Origin of the sequence: Streptomyces sp. NBC_00358 (assembly GCF_036099295.1) — a bacterium.
GTDB lineage: Bacteria > Actinomycetota > Actinomycetes > Streptomycetales > Streptomycetaceae > Streptomyces.
This window is the reverse complement of sequence record NZ_CP107976.1, coordinates 4,371,221-4,394,852: the sequence shown is the minus strand read 5'-3', so window position 1 is coordinate 4,394,852 and position 23,632 is coordinate 4,371,221. Positions and strand designations below refer to the sequence as shown.

Sequence of the window (23,632 nt, the reverse complement as noted above, 5' to 3'; positions counted from 1 at the left end):
CCGGAGCGTGCGTGCGCGTGCGCCTCGCCGGATCAGGAGCCGAGGCCCGCCGTGGGCAGATCCGTGGGCAGCTTTCCGCCCTGGCTCTTGGTGTACGTCTCCTTGCCGAGACTGCCCGACCAGGTGATCTTCAGGGTCGTAGCGCTGACGGAGTCGACCATGCCGACGGCGCGCCGCTTGTTGCCGTCGGTGCAGGAGAGGCGGATCATCTGCATGCTCGCCTCGTTGGACTCCGTGCCGCTGCACACGGTGCCGCCGGTCGCGAAGAGGCCCGCCTGCTTGCCGTTGATCATCAGGACGACGGCCTTGCCGCCCGCGGTGGTGAGCCAGCTGCCCTGGAGCTTGCCGCCCGCCGAGGACGAGCTTCCGGAGCCGCCGCCGGTGCTCGTGTCACCGGTCGCGGTGCCACTCGTAGCGGTGCCGTCCGTGGCGGAGGTGCTCGGGCCCGCGTCCCCGGAGCCGCCGCCGCTGCAGCCGGTCAGCACGAGCGCCGCCGTCAGCCCCGCGGTCGCGGCCGCGATGCGCGCCTGGCGGGACGGGAAGGTCGCCGTAGTCACTGAAGCCCCCAAGGGTGGGATGGATGCGGGTCGCACGGACAACCGCAGCAAGTTACCAGGAGTACCTGGGGACCCCCTTCGGAAATCCGGCGTGCGGTTGCTCACGCGCCTTCCCCTGGGGGAGTCAGGGATGCGCAGGGCCCGATGTCCGTCCGTACCGGCGGGGACGCGGGCCCGACCGTGTCGAACCATCGGACAGGGAGCTCGATGGAGGGCGCACCCCGGGAGGGCGCCATGGGTAGGGAATTTCCTACGATTGACGCGTAGGTAATCTCCTACCTATGCTGCGCTCATGAACATAACCCACGCCTCGTTCGTCACGCTTCCCGTCGCCGACCAGGACCGTGCCCTGCGCTTCTACACGGACGTGCTCGGCTTCGAGGTCACCGCGGACCTGGACATGCCGCCCGGCCGGTGGCTCCAGGTGGCGCCGGAGGGGGCGCAGACTGTCTTCACGCTCTCGGGTCCGGGCATGGGGAGTTTCACGCCGGGCGAGACCCGGGGGATCATGTTGGTCACGACCGATGTCGACGCCGACTGTGCGCGGCTCACCGCCGCGGGTGTCACGGTGGAGGGTCCCGACGATCTCCCCTGGGGCCGCATGGCCTCGTTCCGTGACCCGGACGGCAACGGTCTGATGCTGATCACGGAGAAGGGCCCGGAGCCGGCCCAGGAGTAGGAGTGAAGGGTGCTGAGCGCGCCATGACGAGAACCGGGTCCGGAATCCGGGCCGCGGCCGGAATCCGTCCGGAGGCGGCACCCGCGACCGGGCCGGAGACCGGAACCGGGACCGTGGCCGCGGTCGGCCCGGAGGCCGGGGCCGGGACCGGACCGGAATCGGGAGCCGGCGCGGAGGCCGCGGCCGGCCCCGAAGGCGCGGCCCCCGGCAGGGTTCCCGCGGACGCTCCCGTCGCCGTCCGCGAGGACCGGCTCTTCGCCGCGCTCGCCAACGCCACCCGCCGCGAGGTGCTCCGGCTGCTGCGTGAGCGGGGTCCCCAGCCCGTCCAGGCCCTCGCCGACCACTTCGCCATGCGGCGACCCAGCCTCTCGGAACACCTCAAGGTGCTCCGGGAGGCCGGTCTCGTGTCCGAGGAGCGCGCGGGACGGCAGCGCATCTACCGGCTGGAGGCCGCCCCGCTCGCCGACGTGCAGGACTGGCTCCATCCGTACGAGCGCTTCTGGCGCGACAGGCTGAAGGGGCTCGGCGATCTCCTGGACCGCATGCCCGACGATGCGGAGACATGAACCCCGACGCGCAGGGCGCCGACGCCGACCCGCGAGGCCCCGCCCCCGATCCGCACAGTGCTCATCCGGACCCGCGGGCGGTGAGCCCGGACCCGCAGGCCGTGAACCCTGATCCGCAGACGGTGAGCCCGGACCCGCAGGCCGCGAGCCCGGGCCCGCATGCCGTGAACCCTGATCCGCAGGCCGTGAACCCGGACCCGCAGGCAAACCTGGACCCGCGAGGCGCGAGCCCAGTTCCCGGGGACGACCTCACGACCATCCACGTCGACCAGTTCCTGCCGCATCCGCCCGCCAAGGTCTGGCGCGCGCTCACCGAGCCCGAACTGCTCGCCCAGTGGCAGATGCCGGGATCCGAGGACTTCCGGCTCGAAGTCGGCCACCGGTACACGCTGACGGCGGTCCCGCGCCCCAACTCGAACTTCTCCGGCACGGTCGACGTGCGCGTTCTCGCCTACGAGCGGGAGCGGATGCTGAGCGTCCGGTGGGCGGACGCGCACGCGTCCCGTCCTGCGGACTGGACCATTACCTGGACACTGGAACAGGAAGGGCGCGGTACGCGTCTGTTCCTAGTACACGAGGGATTCGATCCGGACGATCCCGCACAGATGATGGCGCGGAAGATCATGGACGGGGGCTGGAGATCGCATGTGCTGCGATCTCTGGGGAATGCGCTGGACCGGATGTAGTTCGTTCCGCACTCCGGTGAGCTGCAGGCCGTAGTCGGGCGAGCGACAGCCGGTAGTCAAGGACCGGTAAAAGCTGTAACCGCAGGACCACCCCGCGTGCACGTGCATCTGCCCATGCATCTGCACATGAACAGAGCTATGATCCGAGTCAGTTGACTACTGCATCTATGGCCACCTCAGCCACTGCACGACCGGGGAGCGACCTGTGGACCACGACGTGTTCGACGTGGATGACGTGTACAAAGGCATGGCTGAATACGTGCACAACGGCATGGCTGCGACCGAGCTGGACGGCGTCGCCTGGCAGAAGAGCAGACACAGCAACTCGCAAGGTTCCTGTGTGGAGTTCGCGCGACTGCCCGGCGGCGACGTGGCCGTGCGGAACTCGCGGTTCCCGGAGGGTCCCGCGCTCGTCTACACACGCGCCGAGATCGAAGCCATGCTCCTGGGCATCAAGGACGGCGAGTTCGACCATCTGATCGCGGGCTGACAGCCGCGTTCACGAGGCGTCCGGAACGGGCCGGTCACGGGAGAGTCGGTCCTGGCGCGGACGGTGCAAACCGAGCGTGATCGTCGATCGGCGCTCGGTAACGCGCGTAGAACCGCGGCGCCAAAAAGCGCCGCGGTTCGTCATTCGGCGGGGAGCGCGGCCGTCCCGGGCTGTGGGCCGAGCCGGAACAGCGCCCACACCACCTTGCCGCTGAGCGTTCCGGCGAGCGGGTGCCAGCCCCAGCTGTCGGCGAACGAGTCGACCAGGAAGAGCCCGCGCCCCGACTCCGCCGCGAAGTCCTCCGAGTCGCCGGCCACGGGACTGTCATGGCTGGGGTCGCGTACCGCGCACACCAGACGTGAGGTCCACCGCATCAAGTGCAGCCGTACGGGCGGCCCCTGGTCGTCCTTGCGGGGCGTGTCCGAGGGCAGCGCGTGCCGCAGGGCGTTGGTGACGAGTTCGGAGACCACCAGGCAGACGTCGTCGAAACGGTCGCCTATCTCCCACTGGTCCAGCGTTCCGCGCGTGAACTGCCGTGCCTCGCGCACCGCTTCGTAGCGGGCGGGCAAGGCGCACGAAGCGGCGCTGGACACGGCCGCGGGATCGAGAGGCGGAAGTCCCTGCCGTAAGGGTTCGAGCATGGTCGATCCATTCGTCCCCATGCGAGGCACTCCCGGGTGTTCGCGGTCGTTGCGATGCAGCGGTGGCGCGGGGACCATGGTTCCGAATGCGTACAGCAGATGCAAGGGCAGATGCACGTGCACGCGCCCGAATTGGACCTTCCTCTCCTACTTCTGGCTCATTTCTTCCTTCACCTTATTCTCAGTTGTTGACGTTCCACTGATCTTTTCCTGTGCGGCTCCTTTGGCTACTTTCCGTTTCCGTAACTGAACGAGTACTGCTTGAAGTGTTTTAGTGGCAGACTTCGGCGTCTGGAAGACGGTTGGGGAGGCTGACGAACGTGAGCGCTGGTGAGTCGAGCGGCTCGGTGGTGCGGCGCATGCTGCTGGGGTCACATCTGCGGCGCCTGCGTGAGGCGCGCGGCATCACCCGTGAAGCGGCCGGCTACTCGATCCGCGCCTCCGAATCGAAGATCAGCCGCATGGAGTTGGGAAGGGTGAGCTTCAAGACGCGCGACGTCGAGGACCTGCTGACGCTCTACGGCATCAGTGACGAGGCCGAGCGCACCTCCCTTGTCTCACTCGCCAAGGAGGCCAACGTCGCGGGCTGGTGGCACAGTTACTCCGACGTCCTGCCGAGCTGGTTCCCCACCTATGTCGGCCTCGAAGGCGCGGCCCACCTGATCCGGGTGTACGAAGTGCAGTTCGTGCACGGCCTGTTGCAGACCGAGGCCTACGCCCAGGCGGTCGTCCGGCGCGGGATGAAGGGCGCCTCCGCCGCGGACGTCGACCGGCGCGTGGCGCTGCGCCTGGAGCGGCAGAAGTACCTCGTCTCCGAGAACGCCCCCGAGTTCCACATCGTCCTGGACGAGGCCGCGCTGCGCCGGCCCTACGGCGACCGCGAGGTGATGCGTGGACAGCTCCAGCATCTGATCGAGGTCTCGGAACTCCCCAACGTACGGCTTCAGGTCATGCCGTTCAGTTTTGGCGGGCACTCCGGTGAGAGCGGCTCCTTCACCATCCTGAGCTTCCCGGAGTCCGACCTGTCGGACGTCGTCTATCTGGAGCAGCTCACCAGCGCGCTCTACCTGGACAAGCGCGAGGACGTCACCCAGTACGAGAGCGCGCTCAAGCAGCTCCAGCAGGACAGCCCGGGACCGTCCGAGAGCCGCGACCTGCTGCGCGGGCTGCTCCAGCTCTCCTGAGAGGGCTCACAGACTTCTCCGGACTTCCCTGGTCTTCTTCAACTCCCTTGAAACACAAGTACGATGACGTGTGATCAGACCGTGATCGGATGTCTGCTGACCCGGGCCAAGGACTGCCTCGGCAGCACAGGGATTGAGGGAGCACATGTCGTCCTACTTCACCGACCTGGCCCAGCAGTACATCGACGGCGAGTGGCGCCCGGGAACGGGTTCCTGGGACATCATCGACTTCAACCCGTACGACGGCGAGAAGCTGGCGTCGATCACGATAGCCACGGTCGACGAGGTCGATGAGGCCTACCGCGCCGCCGAGCGCGCCCAGAAGCAGTGGGGCGCCACGAACGCGTACGCGCGCCGCGCGGTCTTCGAGAAGGCGCTCGCCGTCATCGACGAGCGCGAGGCGGAGATCGTCGAGGTGATCATCGCCGAGCTCGGCGGGACCCGCCTCAAGGCGGCCTTCGAGCTGCACCTCGTCCGGGAGTTCCTGCGCGAGTCGGTCCAGCTGGCACTGCGCCCCGAGGGAAAGATCATCCCTTCGCCGGTCGACGGCAAGGAGAACCGCCTCTACCGCGTTCCGGTGGGCGTCGTCGGTGTCATCAGCCCCTTCAACTTCCCCTTCCTGCTGTCGATCAAGTCCGTCGCGCCGGCCCTCGCGCTCGGCAACGGCGTGGTCCTGAAGCCGCACCAGAACACCCCGATCGTCGGCGGCTCCCTGGTCGCGAAGATCTTCGAGGACGCGGGCCTGCCCGGCGGCCTGCTCAACGTCGTCATCACCGACATCGCCGAGATCGGCGACGCCTTCATCGAGCACCCGGTCCCGAAGGTCATCTCCTTCACCGGCTCCGACAAGGTCGGCCGGCACGTCGCCACGGTCTGCGCCGCGAACTTCAAGCGCTCGGTGCTCGAACTGGGCGGCAACAGCGCGCTGGTGGTCCTGGAGGACGCGGACATCGACTACGCGGTCGACGCGGCGGTCTTCAGCCGCTACGTCCACCAGGGCCAGGTGTGCATGGCCGCCAACCGTGTCCTCGTGGACCGGTCGATCGAGGCCGAGTTCACCGAGAAGTTCGTCGCCAAGGTCAGGACGCTGAAGACCGGCGACCCGAGCGACCCGCAGACGGTCATCGGCCCGGTCATCAACTCCTCCCAGGCGGACGCGCTTTCCGGTGTCGTCGAGCAGGCGATCGCGGAGGGCGCCACCGCCCTGGTGCACGGCACGACCACCGACAACCTGGTCGAGCCCTCCGTCCTGACCGGGGTCCCCGCCGACTCGGACCTGCTCCGGCAGGAGATCTTCGGCCCGGTCGTCTTCCTCGTCCCGTTCGACGGGGAGGAGGAGGCGGTCCGGATCGCCAACGACACCCCGTACGGCCTCTCCGGCGCCGTCCACACGGCCGACATCGAGCGGGGCGTGAACTTCGCCAAGCAGATCGACACCGGCATGTTCCACGTCAACGACGGCACCGTCCACGACGAACCCCTGGTCCCCTTCGGTGGTGAGAAGCACTCCGGCGTCGGCCGCCTGAACGGCGAGACGACGGTCGACTCCTTCACCACGACCAAGTGGATCTCGGTCCAGCACGGGCGCAGCCGCTTCCCCTTCTGAACCCCTGCGGCCCTGACGGTCCTACGGCCTTCCGGGCTGTTCGGGCCGTCCTTCCGACACGCCTTCGCGTGATCGTTCAGCGTGCCCGGACCCTTGCGGACAGAACCTGACCGCAAGGGTCCGTAGCGTCATCGGTGTCAGTCAGGAGGACCCGATGAGAGGCGGCCGGTCATGGTCACGCATGTGCGAGCGGAAGAGCAGGGCGACGAGCGCGGGGCACTGCTCGCCTTCATCGAGGAGCAGCGCGGCGGCATCCGGCGTTCACTGCTCGGCCTGACCGAGGAGCAGGCGGCGAGCAGGCCGAGCGCCAGTGAGCTCTCCCTGTCCGGGCTGCTGAAGCATGTCGCCGAGGTCGAGCAGGGCTGGGTGGCCCGAGCCAAGGGCGAGCAGCCCGCGGTGAAGCGGGACGAGTCGAACTGGCACGAGTGCTTTCTCCTCGCCGACGGCGAGACGGTCGCCTCGCAACTCGCCTACTGGGAGAAGGTCGCCGCGGAGACGGAGGCGTTCCTGCGCGCGGTGCCCAGTCTCGACGACACCTTCGGGCTCCCCGACGACCCCTGGTTCCCGCCCGAGGGCCGCGTCTCGATGCGCTGGCTGGCCCTCCACCTGATCCGCGAGACGGCCCGGCACGCGGGGCACGCCGACATCATCCGCGAGTCCCTGGACGGCAGGACCGCCTTCGAGCTGGTGGCCGAGGAGCGGGGCACTTCCTGGGGCTGAGCCTCCGCGCGCCGGGCCTGCGGCCGGCATCCGGCGGTGTCCGCCCCCTCGCGCTCGACGAGGGCCGTCCCTCGTACGAGACGAGGCTGTCCCTCCTGCGGGGCACGGTCCCGTCGGGCACCCGCCGCTCGCGGCTCCTCCCGGGGCCCGGCGAGCGGTACGGCGCGACACCCCGTCCGGGACAGCACAGGTCCTAGTGGTGGAAACTCGTCGCCGCCTCCTTGTCGTGGGTCATCGGGTGCGGCTGGCGGCGCATTTCGGGCAATAGCCGGGTCAGGTCCTCGATGAAGAGGTCGGCGAGGTCGGAGGTGAATCCGTTGCGGCAGACCACGCGCAGCACGGACAGGTCCTCGCGGTTCTCCGGGAAGGTGTACGCGGGCAGCAGCCAGCCGCTCTCGCGCATTCTGCGGGACACGTCGAAGACGTCGTACGCGGTCACCTCGGGCGCCGTCGTGAAGGCGAACACCGGCAGCTCGTCGCCCCGGGTGATGAGGCGGAAGTCGCCCAGGCAGTCGACGCGTTCGGCGAGCGCGCGGGCCACGTCCCGCGTGGTCTGCTGCACGGCCCGGTAGCCCTCCCGGCCCAGCCGCAGGAACGTGTAGTACTGCGCGACGACCTGCGCTCCCGGGCGGGAGAAGTTGAGTGCGAAGGTGGGCATGTCGCCGCCCAGGTAGTTCACCCGGAAGACGAGTTCCTCCGGCAGCTCGGCGGCCGTACGCCACAGCGCCCAGCCGACGCCCGGGTAGACCAGGCCGTACTTGTGCCCCGAGGTGTTGATCGACGACACCCTGGGCAGCCGGAAGTCCCAGACCAGGTCCTCGTCGATGAAGGGCGCGACCATCGCCCCGGACGCGCCGTCGACGTGGACCGGGATGTCGAGGCCCGTGCGCTCCTGGAGCCGGTCCAGCGCCGCGCACAGCTCCTCGATCGGCTCGTACGACCCGTCGAAGGTGGAACCGAGGATGCCGACGACCCCGATGGTGTTCTCGTCGCACAGCGCCGCCGCGGCCTCGGGATCGAGGTGGAACCGGTCGCCCTCCATGGGGATCTGGCGGGCCTCGACCTCCCAGAAGTTGCAGAACTTCTCCCAGCACACCTGGACGTTCACGCCCATGACCAGGTTCGGCCGCGCCCCCGGGTAGCGGTCCGCGTTGCGCTGTGCCCAGCGCCGCTTCAGCGCCAGGCCGGCGAGCATGCACGCCTCGCTCGAACCGGTCGTCGAACAGCCCACCGCGGCCGACGGGTCCGGCGCGTTCCACAGGTCGGCGAGCATCGACACGCAGCGTCGCTCCAGCTCGGCCGTGCGGGGGTACTCGTCCTTGTCGATCATGTTCTTGTCCCGGCACTCCGCCATCAGGACCCCGGCCTGAGGTTCCATCCAGGTGGTGACGAAGGTGGCCAGGTTCAGCCGGGAGTTCCCGTCCAGCATGAGTTCGTCGTGCACGAGCTGGAGCGCGGTCGTCGGTGGCAGCGGGCCGTCCGGGAGACGGTGCTTCGGCGGTGCCTCGGTCATGCCGCTGACCGGATTGGCCTCTCCGTAGAACGGGTTGACGGAGCCGGGGCGTTCATCGGGCGTCTGTTGGCCCTGGTGGAGCGGCATGGGTTTCTCCCAACGGTTCAGCGGGACGGCGCATCCCTGTGGGTTCATCGGATGAGGACATCCCGGCGGTTCACCGGATCGAGCTTCCGTCTTCGTGCAGTTGCATCTGCGGCCGTCCGGTCACCAGCAGCCAGGCCGGCAGGGAGGCGATGCAGAGCAGGGCGATGATCGTCGGTGAGGACACCAGGACGGCGGCCGTGAACAGGCTCACCCAGCCCTGCCGGGTGATCGCGAGGAGCATGCCCAGCACTCCCGCGGCCAGACCCAACGACGCCGGGATCGAGGAAACGAGCGCGTGGGCGCACAGACCGAACGCGGCACCGGCGAAGACGGCGGGGAAGATCCGGCCGCCCCGGAACCCGCAGGACGCCGCGACGACCAGCGCCGCGACTTTCACCACGGCCATCAGCGCGTACCGCCCCGCCGAATAGGCGTCCGGGTTCCGGGCCATCTCGGCGACCTGGTCCAGGCCCTTGAACAGCGTGAGCGGCCCGCCCAGGCAGCCCAGCAGGCCGAGGACGAGCCCGCCGACGGGCAGGGCCACCATGGGATGGCGCAGGAACGAGAACACCTTGTGCACATGGGGGAAGAGATGGACCCCGGCCATGCCGAGCACCGCCGCCGCGGAGGCGATCACCAGCGCGGACAGCACATCGGCCCAGCCGGGACTGCCGAGCGGGGGCAGACCCAGGTCGAAGCTCGCGTGCCCCAGGAGCGCCGTGGTGATCGAGCCCACCGAGGCGGCGGTCAGCGGCGCGAAGAGGTTGTCCCACAGCAGGCCCTTCACCTGCCGCCCGGCGAGTGCCTCGGAGATGACCAGCGCCGCCGCGACCGGCGTACCGAACAGGGCGCCGATCGTCCCCGCCTCGGCCAGGGTCACCCACAGCACGCCGGGCGCCGCGGGCGCGAACCGGCGGCCCGCCCAGAACGCCAGCGCGACATTGGTGGCGATGATCGGGTTCTCCGGGCCGAGGCTCGGGCCGCCCGCCAGCATCAGCGCGGTCGCCACCAGCAGTCCGGGCAGGATGTAGGGCGCCATCGGGTCCGCCTGGAGCCCCACGGTGGCAGGGTCGGGGCCCGCGTGCCCAGGGGCCTTCCACACCACCAGGCCGACCAGGATGCCGGTGGTGGTGAGCATGACGATCATCCAGAACGAGGAGTACCCGCCGATGCCGAGCGCATCCGGCAGGTCCGTCCAGAGCACGTCCTTGAGCTGGTCCGCCAGTTTGCTCACGCCCACGTAGAGAAGGGCGGAGACCGCGCCGACGACCACGGACGGTAGGAACAGCGGCAGCAAGGTCCGTGCGGGTGTCGCCCGGGTGAGGGCCGGTCCCGGGGGAGCCGCTTCGTGGGTCACGGGCTCACCCTAAGCGTGCGAAACGGACATAACATCCTGAGCGTCGCCTCCGGTCGTATCCCGATCACCTTCGCGGACCCGTGGACTTCGGGCTTGCACCTCACGTCACGTCAGGCCCCATCGTGAAGTGCGTACCGAGGAAGGAGCGGAAGTGAGCTACTCAGTGGGCCAGGTCGCCGGGTTCGCCGGAGTGACGGTGCGTACTCTGCACCATTACGACGAGATCGGTCTGCTCGCGCCGGGCGGACGCAGCCACGCGGGTCACCGGCGCTACGACGACGCCGATCTCGACCGGCTGCAGCAGATCCTGTTCTACCGGGAGCTCGGCTTCCCGCTCGACGAGGTCGCCGCCCTGCTCGACGACCCGGAAGCGGACCCGCGCGCGCATCTGCGCCGCCAGCACGAGCTGCTGACCGCCCGGATCGAGAAGCTGCAGAAGATGGCCGCGGCCGTGGAGCACGCCATGGAGGCACGCACGATGGGTATCGACCTCACGCCCGAGGAGAGGTTCGAGGTCTTCGGGGACAAGGACCCGGAGGCGCACGCGGAGGAGGCCGAGCGCCGCTGGGGCGGCACGGAGACGTACGCCGAGTCGCAGCGCCGCACCGCCCGCTACACCAAGGACGACTGGAAGCGGATGCAGGCCGAGGTGGCCTCCTGGGGCGAGCGGTACGACGCCCTGATGGAGGCGGGGGAGCGGCCGGACGGCGAGCGGGCCATGGACATGGCCGAGGAGCACCGGCAGCACATCACCACGTGGTTCTACGTGTGCACGTACGAGATCCACCGGGGACTCGGCGAGATGTACGTCGCCGACGAGCGCTTCAAGGAGTTCTACGACTCCATGCGGCCGGGGCTGGCCGAGCACCTGAGGGACGCGATCACGGCGAACGCCGCCCGGCACACCCCGAGATCCTGACCTCCGGAGGCGTCCGAAACGGTGACGGTAAGGGGCGTCCGCCATGGCGGACGCCCCTTACCGTCACCCTTCGCCACCGTCACTCCTTCGCCAGGACCACGGCCGTGCCGTAGGCGCACACCTCCGTGCCGACGTCGGCCGCCTCGGACACGTCGAAGCGGAACATGAGGACGCCGTTGGCACCCCGCGCGCGTGCCTGGTCGACGAGCCGCTCCATGGCCTGGTTGCGGGTCTGCACCAACGTCTTGGTGAGCCCCTTGAGCTCACCGCCGATCATCGACTTCAGACCCGCGCCGATCTGGCTGCCCAGATGGCGCGAGCGCACCGTGAGGCCGAAGACCTCACCGATGACCTGCTCGACGCGATGACCGGGAACGTCGTTCGTCGTGACGACCAGGACGTCCTCGTGGGGACCCTGGCCGCCGCCGTATTCATCGATGCCCATGGTCCACAGCTTTGTCCCAGTCGTCGCACAGTGCATCCTGGAGTCACGGGTGGAACCTGGCGTGGACACATTGCGTTGATAGCTTTGGTCGGCCGTACAGGACCGCCGCACCTCCCTTCACCCTCAGGAGCCCGGAACCGTGATGACGCTTGCCCTCGGTCCCAGCTGGCTGGATCCGAACACGCTCCTGGACAACTTCGGCATATGGGGCCTGCTGCTGGTCGTCTTCGCCGAGTCCGGCCTGCTCATCGGTTTCTTCCTGCCGGGTGACTCGCTGCTGTTCACCTGCGGTCTGCTGATCGCCACGGACGCCATGGACTTCCCGTTGTGGGCCGCGATCCCGCTGATCTGTCTCGCCGCGGTCCTCGGCGACCAGGCGGGCTACCTCTTCGGCAAGAAGGTCGGGCCCTCGCTCTTCACCCGCCCGAACTCCCGCCTGTTCAAGCAGGAGAACGTGGTCAAGGCCAACGAGTTCTTCGAGAAGTACGGGCCGAAGTCCCTGGTGCTGGCCCGCTTCGTGCCCGTCGTGCGCACGTTCACGCCGATCATCGCCGGCGTCAGCGGCATGAAGTACCGCCCCTTCCTCACCTTCAACGTCATCGGCGGCGTGATGTGGGGCGCGGGTGTCACGCTGCTCGGTTCCTGGCTCGGCAAGGTCGAGTTCGTGAACAAGAACATCGAGCTGATCCTGATCCTGATCGTGCTCGTCTCGGTGGTCCCGATCATGATCGAGTTCCTGCGCGCCCGTTCGAAGGCCAAGAAGAACCCGCCCCAGGAGTTCCAGGAGCCCGTCCAGGCCCAGCCCGACGCCTGGCCCGCCGCGCCCGTCATGGACGACGCGACCAGGCCGCTGCGCGTGCCGCCGGTCCACGAGGGCCAGGACCCGTCGTACGGCAGCCAGGGCCGGCAGTACGGCGACCAGGGCCACGGCCAGTCGTACGGGAACCAGGGCCAGGACCGGCAGTACGGGAACCAGAGCCAGAGCCACGACGCGTACGGCCATCAGGGGCAGGGCTACGGCCATCAGGGCAACGGCTACCCGTCCCAGCAGCCCCAGCCCCAGCCTCAGCAGCAGCCGTACCAGCAGCCCTACGGCTCGGACCAGGGCTATGGCTACGACCAGCAGCAGTACGGCCAGCCGCAGTACGACCAGGGTTACCAGCAGGGCTACGACCAGGGTCAGGCCCACCCGCAGCAGCAGCCCCAGCAGCACCCCCAGGGCCATCAGCAGCAGTACGGCGCCGAGCAGTACCGCTACGGTCAGGGCCCCACGCAGAACTGATACGCCCGGACCCGCATTTCCCGGCCCGGCATTCAGGGAGCGGCCCTGCCCGGACCCCTCCTCAGAACCCGCGTGTCCGCTTGGCGGCCCGCCGCCCCCCGGCGGAGCTGCCCGGCAGGCGCAGGAACAGCCGCGAGATCTCCGAACCCAGGTTCACGCCGATCGCGATGGCCATGGCGAGGGCCGCCGCCTTGGTGAGCGACACCAAGCCCTTGTCGACCTCGTTCTGGGCGATCGACAGCAGCCCGAAGTAGGTCGCCGAACCGGGCAGCAGGGGTCCGATCGCGGCCGTCGTGTACGGCAGCGCCGAAGCGAACCGGTAGCGCGAGAGCAACTGCCCGAAGAGACCGACCAGGCCCGCGGCGACGGCCGTGGAGGCCACCGGCGAGAGCCCTCCCGCGTAGTGCATCGCCCCGTACACCGACCAGGCCACGCCTCCGTTGAGGGTCACCGCGAGGACGGTGGAACGTTCCTGCTGGAGCAGTACCGCGAAGGTGAGCGACAGCAGCATGGACGCGGCGATCTGGATCAGCGGCCGCTCGGAGATGTGCAGTCCGGCGTCCGGGTTGAGCTGCGTGCCCAGCTTGACGCCGAAATAGAGCACCAGCAGGACGCCGGAGACGATCCCCACGAAGAAGTACATGACTTCGAGCAGCCGGGCGGACGCGGTGATGTAGAAGCCGGTCAGCCCGTCCTGCACCCCCGCGACGAGCGCCCGCCCCGGCAGCAGCGCGAAGAGCCCACCGGTGATCACCGCCGAGGCGTTCACATCGACGTGCGCCAGCGTGAGCGCGACCCCTATCGCGGCCGGCGGCATCGCGGCCACCGTGAACTGGTAGAACTCCGGCAGCCCGCGCCCCGCGCACAGCCAGGCGAGCCGGTCGCCCAGCATCGCGCCGAGCGCCGCGGCGACGAACACGAGCGCGTCACCGCCGACGAGGACGGAGGCCGCCCCGGCCAGCAGTCCGCCGGAGGAGGTCAGCACCCAGCCGGGGTAGGGGTGACGGTTGCGGCGCATCTCCGCGAGGCGCCCGTAGGCCTCCTCCAGGGAGATCGCGGCCTCCGGGTCGCTCAGGTCGTCCACGAGCCGGTAGACGGCCGCCAGGCGGGTGTAGTCGGTGCCCCGGCGGCGTACGGTCCGTGACGCCGTCACCGGATCGTCGACCAGGGACGGCTGGTGCGAGATCGACAGCAGGGTGAAGGTGACGGTCGGCTCGCAGCGGTCCAGCCCGTACGAGCGGCAGACGGCGAACATGGCCGTCTCCACGTCCTCGGCGCCCTCACCGCCCGCGAGCAGCAGCTCGCCGATGCGCAGGGTCAGGTCGAGGACACGCGGGACGGCGGGCCCGGACTCGTCCTCCTTGTGCACGGGTTCGGGCGCGGGCCGCTCGGTGACCGGCATGCGCAGCATCGTGCGCATGCGGTCCTGCCACGGCGCGTCCTTGGTCAGGCTGACCAGGGGGATGCCGGTCGCCGGTGTGAAGGCGGGCGGGGCGTGCTTGGCGCTGTAGGTGCGCGGCGTGCTGAACGCCGAGCCCTCCATCTCGGGACCGGCCGGCTGCGGTGCGTCGAGACCCTTGGGGAGCGCGAACTCGGAGGTGGTCGAGGACTCCTCGTCGGCCGCCGCCGGCCCCGGCGCCGCCATACCGGCGGGCGGGCTGAACGCGCTCCGCGCCTCGTCCGACTGCGGCTTGCGGTCTTCCGCTTCCGGGTCCGCCACCAACTCCAGCCTCGCCTTTCGGGTCCCTGTCGTTCTCCTTCTTGCCTTCCGTATGCCTCAGTATGCGTACGGAAGGCACGAACGGGCCGCGCGACCCCCATGGGGATCGCGCGGCCCGTTCGGAAGCGGGGGAGGTCGTCGACCGCCCTCGGGGAGGTCAGTGACCGCCCTGGTCCTTGAAGCGCTTGTAGGAACGCTCGATCTCGGCCTCGGCCTCGGTGCGGCCGACCCAGTCGGCGCCCTCGACGGACTTGCCCGGCTCCAGGTCCTTGTAGACCTCGAAGAAGTGCTGGATCTCCAGGCGGTCGAACTCCGACACGTGGTGGATGTCGCGCAGGTGCTCCACCCGCGGGTCGTGCGCCGGGACGCACAGCAGCTTGTCGTCGCCGCCGGCCTCGTCCGTCATACGGAACATGCCGATCGTGCGGCACTGGATGAGGCAGCCCGGGAAGGTCGGCTCGTCCAGGATGACCAGGGCGTCCAGCGGGTCCCCGTCCTCGCCGAGAGTGTTCTCGACGAAGCCGTAGTCGGCCGGGTAGCTGGTCGAGGTGAAGAGTCGACGGTCCAGACGGATCCGACCGGTCTCGTGGTCCACCTCGTACTTGTTCCGTGAACCCTTCGGAATCTCGATCGTGACGTCGAACTCCACCGGTGGCTCCTCCATGATCAGCACATAGTTCTGGTGATTAAGTGTCCCTCACGCAGGTGGGTGATCGCGAAAGGGGCTGGTGGTCGTGCCAGAGCTGAAGGCTTGGCGGGCTGCGAGACCGCATGTGGTGCGGATCGCGCGAACGGTGAAACCGCATGTGGCGCGGATCACCGAAGCCGTTCGGCCCGGTGCCGTGCGATTGACGACACCGCAGCTCACAGCGGTGGCGGCCACCGTCGGCCTGGCCCTCGCGGCCGGGGCGGTGACCGCGGCCGGTCCCTGGGACTCCACCGGCCAGCGTACGGCCGAGCGTGACTGGGCCGCATCGCGGGCGCCCGAGGGTGGCACAGATCACGCACGTACATCCGGTTCGCCCCGAACGTCACCCCGGCCCGCCCCCAGCGCCGCCTCCGTGCTGGCCGGGCTCGGCGGCTCCGCGAGCACCGTGCCCGCGCCCTCCGGGAAGGCCCTCGCGTCGGTCCTCGACCCGCTGCTGGGCAACCCCGTCCTCGGCGCGGTGCGCACCGCCGTCGTGGTCGACGTGGCGACCGGCAAGCGGCTCTACGGCAAGGGCGCCGACCAGGTCCAGACGCCGGCCTCCACCACCAAGATCGCCACCGCGGTCGCCGCCCTCACGGCGCCGGGCCCCGATCACCGCATCCGGACGCGCACGGTCCTGGAGCCCGACACCAAGGAGGTCGTGCTCGTCGGCGGCGGCGACCCGACGCTGACCGCCCGCAAGCCCGCGGACGGCTGGGCGGACCTGGGCACCCTCGCCGAGGAGACGGCCACCGCCCTGAAGGCCCGTCACATGAACCACGTGACGCTCTCGTACGACACCTCGCTGTACTCCGGCCCCGACCTCCACCCCATCGGAGTGAACGAGAACATCGCGAAGGTCACCCCCCTGATGGCCGACGAGGGCCGGCTGGACGGAACGACCAGCGGCCCGGCCGGCCGGGCCATGGACCCGGCGGCGGACGCCGCGCGGAAGTTCGCCGACCTGCTGCACGGTCACGGCATCACCACGACCTCGCCCGGCCCCTCGAAGGCGACCAGCCGCTCCGAGGCCCTCGCCTCCGTCTCCTCGCCGCCGCTCTCCGCCCTGGTGGAGCGGATGCTGACCAACAGCGACAACGACATCGCGGAGGCCCTCGCACGCCAGGTCGCCCTCGCCACCGGCGAGGAACCCAGCTTCGACGGCGACGCCAAGGCGATCCGCGCCCAGCTGAAGAAGCTCGGACTCCCGCTGTCCGGAGCGCAGTTCGCGGACGGCAGCGGCCTGAACCGCGCCGACAAGGTCTCCGCCGACCTGCTCACGTCCCTGCTGGCCAAGGCCGGCGACCCGGCCCACCCGGAACTCCGGCCGGTCCTCACCGGGCTGCCCGTCGCCGGTTTCACCGGCACCCTCAGCACCCGGTACACCGACGCGCCGACCGCCACCGGCGTCGTCCGCGCCAAGACCGGCACCCTGACCGGCGTCAACACCCTGGCCGGCACCGTCGTCGACAAGGACGGCCGACTGCTGGCCTTCGCCTTCCTGACCTCCGACGCCGCCCACCCGCCGAACCCCCTGGAGGCACGGGCCGCGTTGGACCACACGGCGACGGCACTGGTGGCGTGCGGCTGCCGTTAGCCGGGCGTCGAACGGGGATCGCGCCGCTCCCGACCCGTGGGCACCAGAAGCACCAGCAGCCCCTCGCTCAGGGCGCATCCGGCGCCGTACCCCTAACCGCAGCCGGACCCGCTCACGTACGGTTGACGCATGACGAGCATCGGTGGTGCTGCATCTACTGGGATGGTCGACTGGAATCTCGCGGTGGCGACCGCGACCCGGCTCGTACGGCCGGGCCCCGAGGTGAGCCGCGACGAGGCCCGGGCCATCGTCGCGGAGCTGCGCCGGCACGCGAAGGCCTCGGAGGAGCATGTCCGGGGCTTTACCCGTATGGGTGACGACGTCGTCCACGACACCCCCGTCCTCGTCGTCGACCGCCCCGGCTGGGTCCGGGCGAACGTCGCCGGGTTCCGGGAGATCCTCAAGCCCCTTCTGGACAAGATGCAGGAACGGCGCGGGAGCACCCCGGGCGGAGCCGTCCTCGGCGCCGTCGGCGGCAAGGTCACCGGCGTCGAACTGGGCATGCTGCTGTCGTTCCTGTCGTCGAGGGTCCTCGGGCAGTACGAGACGTTCGCCCCCGCGACGCGGGACCTGCCCGCCGGGACGCCCACGGGCTCGGGCAACGGAGGCGGCAGGCTCCTGCTGGTCGCGCCGAACATCGTGCACGTCGAGCGCGAACTCGACGTCCAGCCGCACGACTTCCGCCTGTGGGTGTGCCTGCACGAGGAGACGCACCGCACCCAGTTCACGGCCGTGCCCTGGTTGCGCGACCACCTGGAGGGCGAAATCCAGTCGTTCTTGGCGGAGACCGAGGTCGACCCCATGACCGTCCTGGAACGCGTCCGGGAGGCCGCCCAGTCGCTCTCCGGTTCCCGCCCCGACACCGAGGAGGACGACGGCGGGCGTTCCCTCGTGGAAATCGTGCAGACGCCGGCCCAGCGGGAGATCCTCGGCAGGCTCACCGCCGTGATGTCGCTCCTGGAGGGACACGCCGACTTCGTGATGGACGGTGTCGGGCCCGCCGTGGTCCCCTCCGTCGCCGAGATCCGCGAGAAATTCCAGCAGCGCCGCGCCAAGGGCGCCTCCCGCCTCGACCTGGCCCTGCGCAAACTGCTCGGCCTGGACGCCAAGCTCAGGCAGTACAGGGACGGCGAGCGGTTCGTGCGGGCGGTGGTCGACGAGGTCGGCATGGACGGCTTCAACCGGGTGTGGACCTCTCCGAACACCCTCCCGACCAAGACGGAGATCGCCAAACCGGCGGACTGGGTCGCGCGGGTGCACCGCAAGGCGGAGTCGTGAACCCTACGGGACGGTCGTGAAACGAATCCGGCCGATGGCAGGCAAACGCTCCTCCTATCACCCGTCCGAGGGACCGTGGAGCACGGGTAGGCGTGCAATGCTCGGGGAACGCCCCGGTTCTGTCACCATCTACACACTCTGAGTGACAGATCCCCGGGCTAACCCCCCGAAAACTTCATGAAGGGAACCGGACATGGGTCCCCATCCTGCGGTCGCGGCGATACGCCTGGCGGTCCGCCGCGTACTCCACGACATCCTCACCGAGCAACCGCCCGCCCCCGACATCCGGCGCACGCCCGCACGCGGTGCCGCGCGCCCCCGCACGCCCGACGCGGAGCGCGTCCCCGCGCCCGGAACGCGGCGCACGTCCGCGCCCGCGAGGCTCCCGCACGACGAGCCCCCCGCCCTCCGGTCCCGGCCGGTCGAGGACGGGTCCCCGGGGCCGCTCGTGCTCGTCGCCTGTTCAGGCGGCGCCGATTCCATGGCGCTCGCCTCCGCCCTAGCCTTCGAGGCCCCCAAACTCGGCATGCGGGCCGGCGGCATCACCGTCGACCACGGTCTGCAGACCGGCTCCGACACGCGCGCCGACGAAGTCGTGGTGCGCCTCACCGAGCTGGGCCTGGCCCCGGCCGAGTCCATCGCCGTCACCGTCGGCCGCGACGGGGGGCCCGAGGCCGCCGCCCGGGACGCCCGGTACGCCGCCCTGGACTCCGCCGCCGAGCGCCACGGCGCCACCGCGATCCTCCTCGGCCACACCCGGGACGACCAGGCCGAGACGGTCCTGCTCGGCCTCGCCCGCGGCTCCGGAATCCGCTCGCTGTCCGGAATGGCCGCGGTCTCGGGGGCCGACGGCCGTTACCGCCGTCCCTTCCTGCACCTGGACCGGCAGACCGCCCGCAAGGCGTGCATGGTCCAGTCGCTGCCCGTCTGGGACGACCCGCACAACGCCGATCCGGCCTACACCCGCTCCCGGCTCCGCCACGAGGGACTGCCCGCCCTGGAGAAGGCGCTCGGCAAGGGAGTCGTCGAGGCACTCGCCCGTACGGCCCAGCTCTCCCGCGACGATGCGGACGCCCTCGACGCCTGGGCCAGCCAGGCGGAGGCGTCCGTGCGCGACGCGGCCGGCCTCCTGGAGTGCGCCAAGCTCTACGCCCTGCCGCCCGCCGTACGCCGCCGGATCCTGCGCCGCGCGGCCATCGAGGCGGGTGCTCCGGCCGGTTCGCTGTTCGCCCGCCACATCGAGGAAATCGACCGGCTGATCACCGGATGGCGCGGTCAGGGGGCCATCAATCTCCCGGGCAAAGTCGTCGCTCAGCGCCAGGGTGGCAGACTGGTGATTCGGCAAGGCTGAAACCGGACCCTGCACCGGGGCCGCTCACGCGGCTCCCCGGGACCCCTTCACTCGGGTCGCGGGCGGTCCGAGCGGCCGCGCGGGTGAGCCGAGGGGACCGCCGCCAGTGACACGGGCGCCCCGCAGGTGAACGAGCCCAAAAAAGTGGGACGGACGACCGAAAGTGATGCGGGTGGACGCGAAAGACATGGGCACCGACCTCAAGTCGGTGCTCATCACCAAGGAAGAGATCGACGCGAAGCTGGCTGAGCTGGCCGCGAAGATCGACGCGGAGTACGCGGGCAAGGACCTGCTGATCGTCGGGGTGCTCAAGGGCGCCGTGATGGTCATGGCGGACCTCGCGCGTGCGCTGTCCACCCCCGTCACCATGGACTGGATGGCCGTGTCGTCGTACGGCGCGGGCACCCAGTCCTCCGGTGTGGTGCGGATCCTCAAGGACCTCGACACCGACATCAAGGGCAAGCACGTCCTGATCGTCGAGGACATCATCGACTCGGGGCTGACGCTGTCCTGGCTGATCTCCAACCTGGGCTCCCGCGAGCCCGCCTCGCTCAAGGTGTGCACGCTGCTGCGCAAGCCGGACGCGGCCAAGGTCGCGATCGACGTGGAGTGGGTCGGCTTCGACATCCCGAACGAGTTCGTCATCGGGTACGGCCTGGACTACGCCGAGAAGTACCGGAACCTCCCGTTCGTCGGTACGCTCGCGCCTCACGTCTACGGCGGCTGAGCGCCCCCTTCCTGAGGGCGGCTCAGTCCTTGCGGGACGTTCGGGAACCCCAGCGGGTTTCGCGCCGTTGGAGCATGCGTGGGCGGGATTGCCAGCAGTCCCCTGCGGCTTCGGGTGACAATGCTGGGGTACCGTCCGAAGAACAGTCTTTATCAAACTCACTATGGCAGGAGGGACGGGGCGACACCGCTCCGTATGGATGGACGTGAAGCGATACTTCCGTGGGCCGGTCATGTGGATCGTGCTGGCCGTCCTTGCCGTGGTCGTGTTGATGCAGGTCGTCGGTTCGTCCGGCGGCTACAAGACGGTGGACACCGGCCAGGTCGTCCGGGCGATCAACGACAACAAGGCCCAGTCAGCCAAGATCACCACTGGCGACGAGCAGGTCATCAAGGTCTCGCTGAAGGACGGCGAGAAGGTTGACGGCAGCTCGAAGATCCAGGCGAGCTACATCGGCGACCAGGGCGTTGCCCTCGCCAACACACTGCAGGACAAGTACCAGAACAAGCAGATTCCGGACGGCTACACCGTCTCTCCGTCCAAGCAGAACCCCTTCGTGGGCATCCTGCTGTCTCTGCTTCCCTTCGTTCTCATCGTCGTCGTCTTCCTGTTCCTGATGAACCAGATGCAGGGCGGCGGCTCCCGGGTCATGAACTTCGGGAAGTCCAAGGCGAAGCTCATCACCAAGGACACCCCGAAGACGACGTTCGCGGACGTCGCGGGCTCGGACGAGGCCGTCGAGGAGCTCCACGAGATCAAGGAGTTCCTCCAGGAGCCGGCGAAGTTCCAGGCCGTCGGCGCGAAGATCCCCAAGGGCGTCCTGCTGTACGGCCCTCCTGGTACGGGCAAGACGCTCCTCGCGCGCGCCGTCGCGGGCGAAGCCGGCGTTCCCTTCTACTCGATCTCGGGTTCCGACTTCGTCGAGATGTTCGTCGGTGTCGGTGCCTCCCGAGTCCGTGACCTGTTCGAGCAGGCCAAGGCGAACGCTCCGGCGATCGTCTTCGTCGACGAGATCGACGCGGTCGGCCGCCATCGCGGCGCCGGCCTCGGCGGTGGTCACGACGAGCGTGAGCAGACCCTCAACCAGCTGCTCGTCGAGATGGACGGCTTCGACGTGAAGGGCGGCGTCATCCTGATCGCCGCCACGAACCGGCCCGACATCCTCGACCCGGCCCTCCTGCGCCCCGGCCGCTTCGACCGCCAGATCGCGGTCGACCGCCCGGACATGCAGGGCCGTCTGGAGATCCTCAAGGTTCACCAGAAGGGCAAGCCGGTCGCTCCGGACGTCGACCTGTCCGCGGTGTCGCGCCGGACCCCCGGCTTCACGGGCGCCGACCTGGCGAACGTGCTGAACGAGGCGGCGCTGCTCACCGCGCGCAGCAACCAGAAGCTGATCGACAACTCCATGCTGGACGAGGCGATCGACCGTGTGGTCGCGGGCCCGCAGAAGCGGACCCGGATCATGTCGGACAAGGAGAAGAAGATCACCGCGTACCACGAGGGCGGACACGCCCTGGTCGCGGCGGCTTCCCCGAACTCCGACCCGGTCCACAAGATCACGATCCTCTCGCGAGGCCGTGCTCTCGGCTACACGATGGTCCTGCCGGACGAGGACAGGTACTCCACCACGCGCAACGAGATGCTGGACCAGCTTGCGTACATGCTGGGCGGCCGCGCGGCCGAGGAGCTCGTCTTCCACGACCCGACCACCGGTGCCGCGAACGACATCGAGAAGGCCACGGCCACCGCTCGCGCGATGGTCACGCAGTACGGCATGACCGAGCGTCTCGGCGCGATCAAGTTCGGCGGCGACAACACCGAGCCCTTCCTGGGCCGGGAGATGTCGCACCCGCGTGACTACTCGGAAGAGGTCGCCGCGCTCGTCGACGAAGAGGTCAAGAAGCTCATCGAGAACGCGCACAACGAGGCCTGGGAGATCCTGGTCGAGAACCGCGACGTCCTCGACGCGCTGGTGCTCCAGCTGCTGGAGAAGGAGACGCTGAGCAAGGAGCAGATCGCCGAGGTCTTCGCTCCGATCATCAAGCGCCCGGCCCGCCCCGCGTGGACCGGCTCCTCCCGTCGTACGCCGTCCACCCGCCCGCCGGTGCTCTCCCCCAAGGAGCTGTCACTGACGAACGGGGCGAACGGCTCGGCGGCGGCCATCGCCACCGCGACGGAGTCCGTCCCGGCGACGGAGGCGGCCCCGGAGGACCGCACCGAGAGCTGACACCGTTCGGCTCCAGGCGGTCTCACCCGGCCCGGAATGGATGCCGCGCCCCCCAGGTTCTAGCCTGGGGGGCGCGGCATTTTCGTATGCCCGCGCCTTTTGGACGCGTCGAGGTACGCACAGGATCCACAGGAACGAGGACCAGATGACCGACCCCGTGACGCTGGACGGCGAGGGCGTGATCGGCGAGTTCGACGAGAAGCGTGCCGAGAACGCCGTACGAGAGCTCCTGATCGCGGTCGGCGAGGACCCGGACCGCGAGGGCCTGAGGGAGACGCCGGGGCGGGTGGCGCGGGCGTACAAGGAGATATTCGCGGGCCTGTGGCAGCAGCCGGAGGACGTGCTGACGACGACGTTCGACCTGGGCCACGACGAGATGGTCCTGGTGAAGGACATCGAGGTGTTCAGCACGTGCGAGCATCACCTGGTCCCGTTCAGGGGGGTCGCGCACGTCGGCTACATCCCGGCCACCAGCGGCAAGATCACGGGTCTGTCGAAGCTGGCCCGCCTCGTCGACGTCTACGCCCGTCGTCCCCAGGTGCAGGAACGGCTGACCACGCAGATCGCCGACTCGCTGATGGAGATCCTGGAGCCGCGCGGTGTGATCGTGGTCGTCGAGTGCGAGCACATGTGCATGTCCATGCGCGGCATCCGCAAGCCGGGCGCCAAGACCATCACGTCGGCGGTGCGCGGACAACTGAGGGACGCGGCCACGCGCAACGAGGCGATGAGCCTCATCATGGCCCGCTAGGGGCCTCGGGGGCGGACGCGCTACGCCACCGGAGCGGCCCCGCCGTGGTGTTCGTCGTCGTCCTCCGGGAGCTTGCAGACACGCTCCAGGAAGAAGGCGGCCGCTATCACGCCGATGCCGGCGACGACGGAGAGGCCTGCGTAGATGGCCTGGTCGCGGCGGGTGGGGACCTCCAGTGATTCCAGGAGGAAGACGCCGGTGCCGCCGTACATCCCGGCCACCAGGGCGGCCACCAGGGCGCTCGCCTGGCCGAAGACGACCGCGCGGGCGGCCATCAGCGGATCGACACCCTTGGCGCCGGGGCGGCGCTCACGCTGGGCCTTGAGGCGGGAGCGCAGCGACAGAGCCGTCGCCAGGAGGACGATCGCGATCAGGGCGAGCACGATGGGGGCGGCCAGCGGGACCCGGGGCAGCGTGCCCACCGCGTTCCACAGGCGGGCGCCCGCCCAGGACAGCACTCCGGCCACCACGAAAACGGCGGCCAGTGTCCTGATACGCAGCTCTTTCACGTTGCCCCTTCGGTAGCCGCCTTCGGCCGGGCCCCTGTCGGCCCGCCGGTGG

Annotated in this window: 23 protein-coding genes; 15 read left to right on the top strand and 8 right to left on the bottom strand. The window is 69.6% G+C overall.

Annotated features, from left to right (window positions below; all coding sequences use genetic code 11):
* Positions 1-32: 32 nt before the first annotated feature.
* Positions 33-557 carry a hypothetical protein gene (locus OHT01_RS18520; RefSeq protein WP_328554245.1) on the bottom strand — a complete coding sequence of 175 codons (525 nt, stop codon included), beginning with the start codon at positions 555-557 and terminating at the stop codon, positions 33-35.
* A 292-nt stretch (positions 558-849) separates the two neighbouring features.
* On the opposite strand from OHT01_RS18520, the gene OHT01_RS18515 reads away from it, so the two are divergent.
* From OHT01_RS18515 to OHT01_RS18500, 4 genes are all read left to right on the top strand, one after another.
* On the top strand, positions 850-1,236 hold the full coding sequence (locus OHT01_RS18515) for a VOC family protein (RefSeq protein ID WP_328554244.1): 387 nt from the start codon (positions 850-852) through the stop codon (positions 1,234-1,236).
* 287 nt (positions 1,237-1,523) lie between these two features.
* The gene (locus tag OHT01_RS18510; RefSeq protein ID WP_405918471.1) at positions 1,524-1,802 is read left to right on the top strand and encodes an ArsR/SmtB family transcription factor; all 279 of its coding nucleotides are present in this window, start codon (positions 1,524-1,526) and stop codon (positions 1,800-1,802) included.
* A gap of 209 nt (positions 1,803-2,011) precedes the next feature.
* Positions 2,012-2,488, top strand: coding sequence for an SRPBCC family protein (locus OHT01_RS18505; protein WP_328558167.1), 477 nt, complete (start codon positions 2,012-2,014; stop codon positions 2,486-2,488).
* A gap of 205 nt (positions 2,489-2,693) precedes the next feature.
* Positions 2,694-2,978: a DUF397 domain-containing protein gene (locus tag OHT01_RS18500; protein WP_405916487.1), complete on the top strand. Its 285-nt coding sequence runs from the start codon at positions 2,694-2,696 to the stop codon at positions 2,976-2,978.
* 140 nt (positions 2,979-3,118) lie between these two features.
* Here OHT01_RS18500 and OHT01_RS18495 read toward each other — a convergent pair whose 3' ends face one another.
* Positions 3,119-3,640: an ATP-binding protein gene (locus OHT01_RS18495; protein ID WP_328554243.1), complete on the bottom strand. Its 522-nt coding sequence runs from the start codon at positions 3,638-3,640 to the stop codon at positions 3,119-3,121.
* Between the two features lie 338 nt (positions 3,641-3,978).
* On the opposite strand from OHT01_RS18495, the gene OHT01_RS18490 reads away from it, so the two are divergent.
* The 3 genes from OHT01_RS18490 (at position 3,979) to OHT01_RS18480 (ending at position 7,129) form a co-directional block, all read left to right on the top strand.
* Complete coding sequence (locus tag OHT01_RS18490; protein ID WP_328558165.1) at positions 3,979-4,803, top strand: helix-turn-helix domain-containing protein; 825 nt, start codon at positions 3,979-3,981, stop codon at positions 4,801-4,803.
* Between the two features lie 145 nt (positions 4,804-4,948).
* A complete protein-coding gene (locus OHT01_RS18485) occupies positions 4,949-6,409 on the top strand; it encodes an aldehyde dehydrogenase family protein (RefSeq protein WP_328554242.1) in 1,461 nt (486 codons plus the stop codon).
* Between the two features lie 171 nt (positions 6,410-6,580).
* Complete coding sequence (locus tag OHT01_RS18480) at positions 6,581-7,129, top strand: DinB family protein (RefSeq protein WP_328554241.1); 549 nt, start codon at positions 6,581-6,583, stop codon at positions 7,127-7,129.
* A gap of 193 nt (positions 7,130-7,322) precedes the next feature.
* Here the strand turns inward: OHT01_RS18480 and OHT01_RS18475 are convergent, their stop codons facing one another.
* Together OHT01_RS18475 and OHT01_RS18470 are read right to left on the bottom strand one after the other, a co-directional pair.
* Positions 7,323-8,729 (bottom strand): glutamate decarboxylase, encoded by a 1,407-nt coding sequence (locus OHT01_RS18475; protein WP_328554240.1) that lies wholly within the window; start codon positions 8,727-8,729, stop codon positions 7,323-7,325.
* Positions 8,730-8,799: 70 nt separating this feature from the next.
* A complete protein-coding gene (locus tag OHT01_RS18470) occupies positions 8,800-10,086 on the bottom strand; it encodes an ion channel protein (protein WP_328554239.1) in 1,287 nt (428 codons plus the stop codon).
* A gap of 151 nt (positions 10,087-10,237) precedes the next feature.
* Here OHT01_RS18470 and OHT01_RS18465 point away from each other — a divergent pair, with 151 nt between their 5' ends.
* Entirely contained in the window at positions 10,238-11,005 is a 768-nt protein-coding gene (locus OHT01_RS18465; protein ID WP_328554238.1) for a MerR family transcriptional regulator, read from the top strand.
* Positions 11,006-11,084: 79 nt separating this feature from the next.
* Here the strand turns inward: OHT01_RS18465 and OHT01_RS18460 are convergent, their stop codons facing one another.
* Positions 11,085-11,450 carry a YbjQ family protein gene (locus OHT01_RS18460; RefSeq protein WP_328554237.1) on the bottom strand — a complete coding sequence of 122 codons (366 nt, stop codon included), beginning with the start codon at positions 11,448-11,450 and terminating at the stop codon, positions 11,085-11,087.
* Between the two features lie 139 nt (positions 11,451-11,589).
* Between OHT01_RS18460 and OHT01_RS18455 the strand changes: the two genes are divergently transcribed.
* Entirely contained in the window at positions 11,590-12,732 is a 1,143-nt protein-coding gene (locus OHT01_RS18455; RefSeq protein WP_328554236.1) for a DedA family protein, read from the top strand.
* Positions 12,733-12,793: 61 nt separating this feature from the next.
* Here the strand turns inward: OHT01_RS18455 and OHT01_RS18450 are convergent, their stop codons facing one another.
* Both OHT01_RS18450 and OHT01_RS18445 read right to left on the bottom strand, forming a co-directional pair.
* A complete protein-coding gene (locus OHT01_RS18450; RefSeq protein WP_328554235.1) occupies positions 12,794-14,452 on the bottom strand; it encodes a threonine/serine ThrE exporter family protein in 1,659 nt (552 codons plus the stop codon).
* A gap of 157 nt (positions 14,453-14,609) precedes the next feature.
* Positions 14,610-15,101 carry an inorganic diphosphatase gene (locus tag OHT01_RS18445; RefSeq protein ID WP_328558164.1) on the bottom strand — a complete coding sequence of 164 codons (492 nt, stop codon included), beginning with the start codon at positions 15,099-15,101 and terminating at the stop codon, positions 14,610-14,612.
* Positions 15,102-15,180: 79 nt separating this feature from the next.
* On the opposite strand from OHT01_RS18445, the gene dacB reads away from it, so the two are divergent.
* From dacB to folE, 6 genes are all read left to right on the top strand, one after another.
* The gene (gene dacB / locus OHT01_RS18440) at positions 15,181-16,737 is read left to right on the top strand and encodes a D-alanyl-D-alanine carboxypeptidase/D-alanyl-D-alanine endopeptidase (RefSeq protein ID WP_328554234.1); all 1,557 of its coding nucleotides are present in this window, start codon (positions 15,181-15,183) and stop codon (positions 16,735-16,737) included.
* A 129-nt stretch (positions 16,738-16,866) separates the two neighbouring features.
* Positions 16,867-18,015, top strand: coding sequence for a zinc-dependent metalloprotease (locus OHT01_RS18435; protein WP_328554233.1), 1,149 nt, complete (start codon positions 16,867-16,869; stop codon positions 18,013-18,015).
* 193 nt (positions 18,016-18,208) lie between these two features.
* The gene (tilS, locus tag OHT01_RS18430; protein WP_328554232.1) at positions 18,209-19,366 is read left to right on the top strand and encodes a tRNA lysidine(34) synthetase TilS; all 1,158 of its coding nucleotides are present in this window, start codon (positions 18,209-18,211) and stop codon (positions 19,364-19,366) included.
* Positions 19,367-19,532: 166 nt separating this feature from the next.
* Positions 19,533-20,093 (top strand): hypoxanthine phosphoribosyltransferase, encoded by a 561-nt coding sequence (gene hpt / locus OHT01_RS18425; protein WP_037625953.1) that lies wholly within the window; start codon positions 19,533-19,535, stop codon positions 20,091-20,093.
* Positions 20,094-20,292: 199 nt separating this feature from the next.
* Positions 20,293-22,320, top strand: coding sequence for an ATP-dependent zinc metalloprotease FtsH (gene ftsH / locus OHT01_RS18420; protein WP_328554231.1), 2,028 nt, complete (start codon positions 20,293-20,295; stop codon positions 22,318-22,320).
* Between the two features lie 145 nt (positions 22,321-22,465).
* The gene (folE, locus tag OHT01_RS18415) at positions 22,466-23,071 is read left to right on the top strand and encodes a GTP cyclohydrolase I FolE (protein WP_266761221.1); all 606 of its coding nucleotides are present in this window, start codon (positions 22,466-22,468) and stop codon (positions 23,069-23,071) included.
* A gap of 20 nt (positions 23,072-23,091) precedes the next feature.
* On the opposite strand, the gene OHT01_RS18410 is transcribed toward folE, so the two are convergent.
* Positions 23,092-23,580, bottom strand: coding sequence for a DUF3180 domain-containing protein (locus OHT01_RS18410; protein ID WP_328554230.1), 489 nt, complete (start codon positions 23,578-23,580; stop codon positions 23,092-23,094).
* Positions 23,581-23,632 lie beyond the last annotated feature (52 nt).

Excerpts from the sequence above, each read along its gene's own strand:
- OHT01_RS18515 (WP_328554244.1), top strand. The coding sequence starts at position 850 with ATGAACATAACCCACGCCTCGTTCGTCACGCTTCCCGTCGCCGACCAG.
- OHT01_RS18495 (WP_328554243.1), bottom strand. The coding sequence starts at position 3,640 with ATGGGGACGAATGGATCGACCATGCTCGAACCCTTACGGCAGGGACTT.
- hpt (WP_037625953.1), top strand. The coding sequence starts at position 19,533 with ATGCGGGTGGACGCGAAAGACATGGGCACCGACCTCAAGTCGGTGCTC.
- OHT01_RS18475 (WP_328554240.1), bottom strand. The coding sequence starts at position 8,729 with ATGCCGCTCCACCAGGGCCAACAGACGCCCGATGAACGCCCCGGCTCC.
- OHT01_RS18490 (WP_328558165.1), top strand. The coding sequence starts at position 3,979 with ATGCTGCTGGGGTCACATCTGCGGCGCCTGCGTGAGGCGCGCGGCATC.
- OHT01_RS18480 (WP_328554241.1), top strand. The coding sequence starts at position 6,581 with ATGGTCACGCATGTGCGAGCGGAAGAGCAGGGCGACGAGCGCGGGGCA.
- folE (WP_266761221.1), top strand. The coding sequence starts at position 22,466 with ATGACCGACCCCGTGACGCTGGACGGCGAGGGCGTGATCGGCGAGTTC.
- OHT01_RS18460 (WP_328554237.1), bottom strand. The coding sequence starts at position 11,450 with ATGGGCATCGATGAATACGGCGGCGGCCAGGGTCCCCACGAGGACGTC.
- tilS (WP_328554232.1), top strand. The coding sequence starts at position 18,209 with ATGGGTCCCCATCCTGCGGTCGCGGCGATACGCCTGGCGGTCCGCCGC.
- OHT01_RS18435 (WP_328554233.1), top strand. The coding sequence starts at position 16,867 with ATGACGAGCATCGGTGGTGCTGCATCTACTGGGATGGTCGACTGGAAT.
- ftsH (WP_328554231.1), top strand. The coding sequence starts at position 20,293 with ATGGACGTGAAGCGATACTTCCGTGGGCCGGTCATGTGGATCGTGCTG.
- OHT01_RS18485 (WP_328554242.1), top strand. The coding sequence starts at position 4,949 with ATGTCGTCCTACTTCACCGACCTGGCCCAGCAGTACATCGACGGCGAG.